Source organism: Carboxylicivirga caseinilyticus, from assembly GCF_050589785.1.
Lineage (GTDB): Bacteria > Bacteroidota > Bacteroidia > Bacteroidales > Marinilabiliaceae > Carboxylicivirga > Carboxylicivirga caseinilyticus.
Genome location: NZ_JBNGOX010000129.1, coordinates 1 through 379 on the forward strand (window position 1 = coordinate 1; position 379 = coordinate 379).

The window sequence follows — 379 nt, forward strand, 5'->3', positions numbered from 1 at the left end:
GGTTTATTCATTAAGTGAATGGAATTCAAAATATAAAATAACTCCATTTTACTATAATGTAATGAAGGAGGGAATACAATTATGACAGAATATAATCCCTCAGATTATTCATCGTATCGCATACAAAAAGCCAAAGAAACTTTAGAGGAAGTTAATATTCATATTGAAAATAGATTCTGGAACACTGCAATAAATCGAATGTATTATGCTTGCTTTTATGCTGTTGGAGCATTATTAATTGAAAGAAAAATTTCAACTACAAGTCATTCGGGAACTCGTCTAAGATTTGGACAAGAATTTATCAAAGCAGGATTAATAGACCGAAAATATTCAAAAATCTATTCCGATTTGTTTGAGAAACGACATAAAGGTGACTATA

General features: G+C 29.6%; 1 protein-coding gene. It reads left to right on the forward strand.

Features of this window, described 5'->3' with window-relative positions:
• Positions 1-81: 81 nt before the first annotated feature.
• On the forward strand, positions 82-379 hold a 298-nt coding region (locus tag ACRD62_RS22585; protein WP_430822332.1), incomplete at its 3' end, for a HEPN domain-containing protein.